Source organism: Clostridium sp. C8-1-8 (assembly GCF_009928445.1).
Lineage (GTDB): Bacteria > Bacillota > Clostridia > Clostridiales > Clostridiaceae > Clostridium_AR.
On the sequence record NZ_JAABNO010000029.1, the window covers coordinates 59582 to 65581 of the forward strand.

The 6000-nt window shown below is 28.1% G+C and carries 5 protein-coding genes, 1 pseudogene and 1 other annotated feature; all 6 genes and pseudogenes read right to left on the reverse strand.

Annotated features, from left to right (window positions below; all coding sequences use genetic code 11):
- Positions 1-122: 122 nt before the first annotated feature.
- Positions 123-298 (reverse strand) — a binding site (T-box leader).
- A 236-nt stretch (positions 299-534) separates the two neighbouring features.
- On the reverse strand, positions 535-1560 hold the full coding sequence (locus GXK57_RS21650; protein ID WP_160680102.1) for an AI-2E family transporter: 1026 nt from the start codon (positions 1558-1560) through the stop codon (positions 535-537).
- Positions 1547-2044 (reverse strand): PRC-barrel domain-containing protein, encoded by a 498-nt coding sequence (locus GXK57_RS21655; RefSeq protein WP_160680103.1) that lies wholly within the window; start codon positions 2042-2044, stop codon positions 1547-1549. Before GXK57_RS21655 ends, GXK57_RS21650 begins: the two co-directional genes overlap by 14 nt.
- A gap of 1269 nt (positions 2045-3313) precedes the next feature.
- A complete protein-coding gene (eutH, locus tag GXK57_RS21660; RefSeq protein WP_347709107.1) occupies positions 3314-3496 on the reverse strand; it encodes an ethanolamine utilization protein EutH in 183 nt (60 codons plus the stop codon).
- Between the two features lie 680 nt (positions 3497-4176).
- Positions 4177-4968 carry a hypothetical protein gene (locus tag GXK57_RS21670; RefSeq protein ID WP_160680106.1) on the reverse strand — a complete coding sequence of 264 codons (792 nt, stop codon included), beginning with the start codon at positions 4966-4968 and terminating at the stop codon, positions 4177-4179.
- An 83-nt stretch (positions 4969-5051) separates the two neighbouring features.
- Entirely contained in the window at positions 5052-5405 is a 354-nt protein-coding gene (locus tag GXK57_RS21675; protein ID WP_160680107.1) for a hypothetical protein, read from the reverse strand.
- Between the two features lie 131 nt (positions 5406-5536).
- Positions 5537-5935, reverse strand: a pseudogene (locus GXK57_RS27015) (RHS repeat-associated core domain-containing protein); the annotation flags it as partial.
- Positions 5936-6000 lie beyond the last annotated feature (65 nt).

A 6000-nucleotide genomic window follows, 5' to 3' on the forward strand; every position in this document is an offset into this window, starting at 1 on the left:
TCTTTGCACACATTTTTTTTATTCTTGCGCCTATAACTGTATTTAAGCTTCCTATGCATTCTTATCCTCAACTTTATATGAGGTACAATATGCTTAAGAATAAAAAAAAGCCCCCATCCCTAGCAAGGGACGAAAGCTATACTTCCGCGGTACCACCCTAATTATGTACTTGCTAAAATACATCACTTAAGAAAAGTGCTCAAAGATAGCTTTCAACTACTATGCTAGGAAGTTTTCACCAACCACTTCTTCTCTTTATAGCCATAAATAATCTACTTATTCTTATCATCACACCGATATTAATCATATAGGCAAATTATAAGATAATGTTTTATTTATGTCAATATTTATATAAATATGTGCTAATTTACTTAAGAATATCACAGAGTAAAAGTTCTCTTAGTCATAGTTATCTTACGACCACTTCTTAAAAATAATATCTTTTTTTTGCTATTATATTATTCAAGGTTACATATTTCTCATTATGATATACTCCATATAAATTGGTCATTTAAGTGCTGAAGATATTCTCTTTTAATACATATGATAATCAATGTCTTCATAAATAACTTTAATTATGACCCCAATAGGTATTGCTAAAATCATCCCAAAGAAACCGCCTATTTTTTCTCCAATTAGAAGTAAGATTATTATTAGTAATGGATGCATCTTGATGCTTGAAGCAGTTATCTGTGGTGATAGCAAATTTCCTTCAACCTGTTGGATCAAGAATAAAAATAGTGTGGTATATAGAGCTTTCGTAGGCGATTGTAGTAATGCCACAATTATAGCTGGAATAGCTCCTATAAGAGGGCCAAAGTAAGGCACAATATTAATAACTGCATTAAAAATTGAAAGTAAAATAGGGAACTGAACTTTTAATAATATTAATACAAAAAAAGTTAGTACACCAACTATAAGGCATAATATAAATTGACTAAATATGTATCTTCCTAAAGCCCTATCTATATCTGTCAAAATTTTTTTAATTACCGATCTTTTATTGATTGGAACCATAAGTAAAAGCTTATTTTCTATAAGATCTCCTTCACTTAAAAAGTAATAACTTACCACTGGGACAACTGCTAACGAGAGAAGATTTTCGCTAAAATTTATCAAGCTATCAAAAGCTTTTTCTGAAAAGTTTTTCAAAGCTATGTTAAACTTCTCATTTAGTTGCTCTCCTAAGGTATCTAAGATACCATAGCCTTTAATATTTACCTTTGAATTAAGATAACCAATCAGCCTGTCTATAGAGTTCATTATATTTTCTATATTAGAACTTTCGTTAAAAAGGGAGGGAATTAAAACAACTGCTATAATTACAACGAAACTAAAAACAGCTATGATTATTAAAGCTGACCCTAGCTTTTTATTTAGTTTACTTTTATCAACTAATAAAGTTAACAGAGGTTTTAAGGTGTATGATACTATAAAGGAAAATATTATTATATAAACTACTTCCCTTATTATTTTGGACCTAATATACAATATAATTACTGATATAACTAGCAGAGCCAAAGTCAGGTTAACAATGTGCTTTTTACTAGGTTTCTTCATAACATTCTCCTTTGGTTAACCTATGAGGCATTGATTTCAGCATTATATTATATTTGCCATAATAAAGGATGAATTTCTCTCCTAGAATAACCTGATTTATCAATATAATATTTTTCCCTTTTAATATTTTCTGAATAAAACCAGAGGAAATTATAAAGCCTTTGATGCTATAATCCGTAAGGTCTATAAGCATATCCTCAACTACCCCTATTATAGAGCCACATTTATCAATTACATCCATACTTTTAATTTTAGAAAAAGGTAACCCTTCGCTGTTGCTAAACTTATCAAATATCAGGCTTTTATTGATGGCTATTATGCTCTCTCTGCTGATAAAGTTTTCCTTCTTAAAACCTCTTCTGCTAACTTCTACTCCTTTGAGCTTTCCATCAAAAAAATCTACATATACTTCCTTAACCGCCCCTATCCTTTTTCCCTGAATATTGTATGCATTCATATATTCAAAGTCCTTCATCCTTATCATAGATACCACCCTTATACATTTAAGAGTAGTATTTACCAAAATGTATAATTTAATGCAATAATTAAAGCTGCATCACTTCAATGAAAAATATATTTTCAAAGCTCCTCTTAGTTTCTCAGAGAAATTTTTGAAGATATAGATTCTATAGCAAAAGGTAATGGCAAGAATGGAGTTTAACCTTCTAAATGATTCCATAAATCATATAAAGTTAACTTCATTTTATTCCTCCTCAAAGTTATGGCAGTAGTGTATTCTGTGATTTGCTTTTAAAAGATAATGCTTTGGAAATTTTAAATACATTATTCGAATTATAACTTATAATAAGTCTTACTCTACCAAGTATATGTGAAAAGCTTTAATCCTTTAAACTTATTCTTTAATAATAACTGTCTAACTCTTTGAGACACAATCTCCAAAACATTCTAAAGTTTTATTAAAATCTTTACCTCTTAAGATAATTATATATATTGGTTTAAGTGGCTAGAAATATTTAATATAGAGAAAGATACTCTTAAAAGTAAAAATTTATTAATACAATCTCATACATGTAATTCTGACAGAAAATTAAAGGACTTTAGATTTAGAGAAGAATTTATATATAATCACACCAAATATTTGAATACTTGTAGTCATGTGGTATATACTTAAACAAACGGATAATTGTATATTAAAGCGAGGCAAATTAATGAATGGAGGAAATTTTAATTGAGAAAGTTTTTAGATGAAGTGTGTTTTTATTTAACTCTCTTGATGTTTACTTATATTTCTTGGTCTGTTTACTTGCATATTGGGAATTTACCATTTACTAATGTCCCCCTAATTATATTTGTTTTATTAACAATTATTTTCTGCATTGCATATTATATTTTTTCTAATAGACTTATAACTACTAAAAAAACTATAAGAATAAGAAATTATATACATTTGTAAGAGTTATTATGTTTATCTCACTTCCTTCATATGTTTTTTTAATAGAGTATAATTAATTCTGGACTTTAGTATTATGGCTTCTGATTATAGTTGCATTGTTTATTGATAAAAAGCAAACACAATAAATCTTATTTATTTGCACTATATTAAGAAATCTCCACAAAATTGATTTGTTATTTCAATTTTGTGGAGATTTCTCTGAATACCCGAAAAGGAGCATCTCTCCTGATAAAAAATTAATCATTTTGACACACTCTATTTTTAAAAATTTAACAATATAACAATTTAAGAACTTAATAATTTATAGATTCTATGCGGTTTTGCTAGGCTTTTATAAAACTAATGCCGAGTTTTCTTTTGATTTTTTGTCACCGCTATTGCTAAGATCACTGCACAAATTCCAGCAGTTAGTTTACCTACAATCATTGGAAATATCATATTCGAACTCACACCAGCTGTGAATCCTAACTGACCACCAAAAACAGAAGCAGCGCTGACTTCAAAGGCTAAAAGTAAAGACAAAATTATTATTGGCACTAAGTTGCGAAAAATCATAGCTAGTTTAAAGGGGCTGTCGCACTAAGTATGATATACTCCCTGTCAAGTAGACAGTGAAAATAATAAAAATATTTGCATCTCCAATTACATTTGTGATTGGCGATGTTTTATGCTACAGATTCTAGATGCTCTCGATATTGTAAAGGTGTCATACAGTTTAGACGCTTCTGATATCGTTGATTGTTGTAATAATCTATATAATCAGTGATTGCTGTTTCTAGTTTCTTATATGAATTGAATTTTTTCAAGTAATACATTTCAGATTTTAACATACCCCAGAATGCTCCCATATTCATTGTATATGCCTTAAAAAGCAAGATGATTAATTATTCCCTAATATTCATGTAAAATTATCCTACGGGTCGTATATTTCCATTTACTTCATTTAAAAAGAAAAGCCAACAGGCATTGTTAGTACCTGTTGACGTTTTGTTTTTAGCTTAAATCAGCCTTTGTATGAAGTTTTCATTACCTCACTTAAGCTTTTCTATGAAAATACTATAGTTGCTTCTTTTTGTTGTGACTTCAGAGATTTTAGCTTTTATCATATTGTTATAAACTTTAGCTTACTACAGAATTATTATGCAGTATACTATTATATGAATTACTTTAATTTATGAACTTAAGTCAATGTAGTTTTGTAATTACTTTATTTTATCAATTTGTTTATAAATTATCTTCTTATCAGATTTTTGTGAAATATAATTAGCTATCATTTTATCATAATCAATATTATTACTTCTACCATAGCCGAGTGAATCCCATTTCTGACCATCTTTGAATTCAATTACAATATGATAATCATCTTCAATTTTAGAATCCTTATATTGAACTTTATCATATGTAGTAATATTTTTTACATCTTTATAGTTATATTTTCTCTGAGAGAACCCAAAACAAGTGTTTTCAACTATATTGTTATTAGTTAATTTTACATACCAATTAATTCCGAACACATAAAATATCATCACACCTATGCCTACTATAATTGATATAATGATAGTCAAATATTCTCCATTTCTTGCTTCCATACCATATGGAGAATTTAAAAACACATAGAATTCTCTGTAACTTCCCCCCAATAGTATCTTCATAAGAGAACTTGCTAATACTATAGATACTATTCCCCCCCAAAATACACACGGTAGCATCCAAAAGCCATAATCAGGATTTATTAGGTATATTACTTCACTTGAACTGTTTATAGCATTCTTTGATACTAATGATATAATATTAGGCAAAATTATTGATATTGCAATCGTTATGCACATTAAAATAAAAAGTGTAAAAACTCTCCACCATTTATACTTTTTACTCAAATAATCATAATCATATATATAATAATCATTCAATTTTAAATTTTTTACTGCTTTCCAACAATTAATTATTATTGGAAACATTATTATTACAAGCCCTAATGATATTGTAGAAGTCATTTTATATCTCCTTTATTTAAATCCAATAAATATTTGTATTGCTCTTTAAATAAATTATTACTTATACAATTTCGTAATATTACTTAATTCTTTTTGTTAATTATTATATAAGCAATAGTATCAATTAATCTTAGTAAAGCAAATATCCAAAAGAAATACATAAATTTATCTTGAAAACTATTTATTATGTTTATTTGATATTTGTAAGTACTAACTTTTAATGATATGAATAGTATCGTATATAATATATATACCCCTATCTGCCATACTACAGCTATTAAACTAACTTTCTTATTTTCCCTCACATAAAATAATGCCCTATTTAACCATATTGGTATATGTATTTCTAGAAATGAATACTCAATCTGTGAATATACATATCCAAAGAAAATTGCCCCTAATAAAAATTTCAAGAAATACTCAGTATAATCTATCATATTCTTTTAGCCTCACTTTATTTTCAACTATAATTATGCTTCAATTCATTAAGTATATATATTTTTTAATTATAATTTATACTCATGAATTGAAGCTCTATTATATTTATTTTTATACTATATATTTGAAATTAATCCGCATTTATAGGTGAGTAAGCCCTAGTGTAAATTGATGATTTAATTCTCCTACCATACTGTGCTCCACGTCCTCCATATGCACCTACTATACCACCAATTATACCATTTTCAATTGCACTATCTCTTATTTGCTTAATTGACTTACCACCACTAACATAATCAGATATTATTGATGTAGCAGAAGATATTGCTGCATTTCCTCCAATTGCTCCACCTATAACAAAACCTGCAATAATCCATCCAAAATGACCATCTGAATCTTGTGCATTAACTGGATTATTTTCGCAATAGGCAAACATATTATGACTTAATAGTTCTCCTGTTTTACCAGTTATCTCATCTGCATTAATAAATCTACCCCACTCAGGGTTGTAGTATCTGGATTGCAGATAATATAGCCCAGTCTATAGGAATAGGTAAGAACTTGATATTATCGCCTTCTTTTCCCCTCCTCCAC

Coding starts and splice junctions, on each gene's coding strand:
- GXK57_RS21650 (WP_160680102.1), bottom strand. CDS start 1,560: ATGAAGAAACCTAGTAAAAAGCACATTGTTAACCTGACTTTGGCTCTG.
- GXK57_RS21655 (WP_160680103.1), bottom strand. CDS start 2,044: ATGATAAGGATGAAGGACTTTGAATATATGAATGCATACAATATTCAG.
- GXK57_RS21670 (WP_160680106.1), bottom strand. CDS start 4,968: ATGACTTCTACAATATCATTAGGGCTTGTAATAATAATGTTTCCAATA.
- GXK57_RS21675 (WP_160680107.1), bottom strand. CDS start 5,405: ATGATAGATTATACTGAGTATTTCTTGAAATTTTTATTAGGGGCAATT.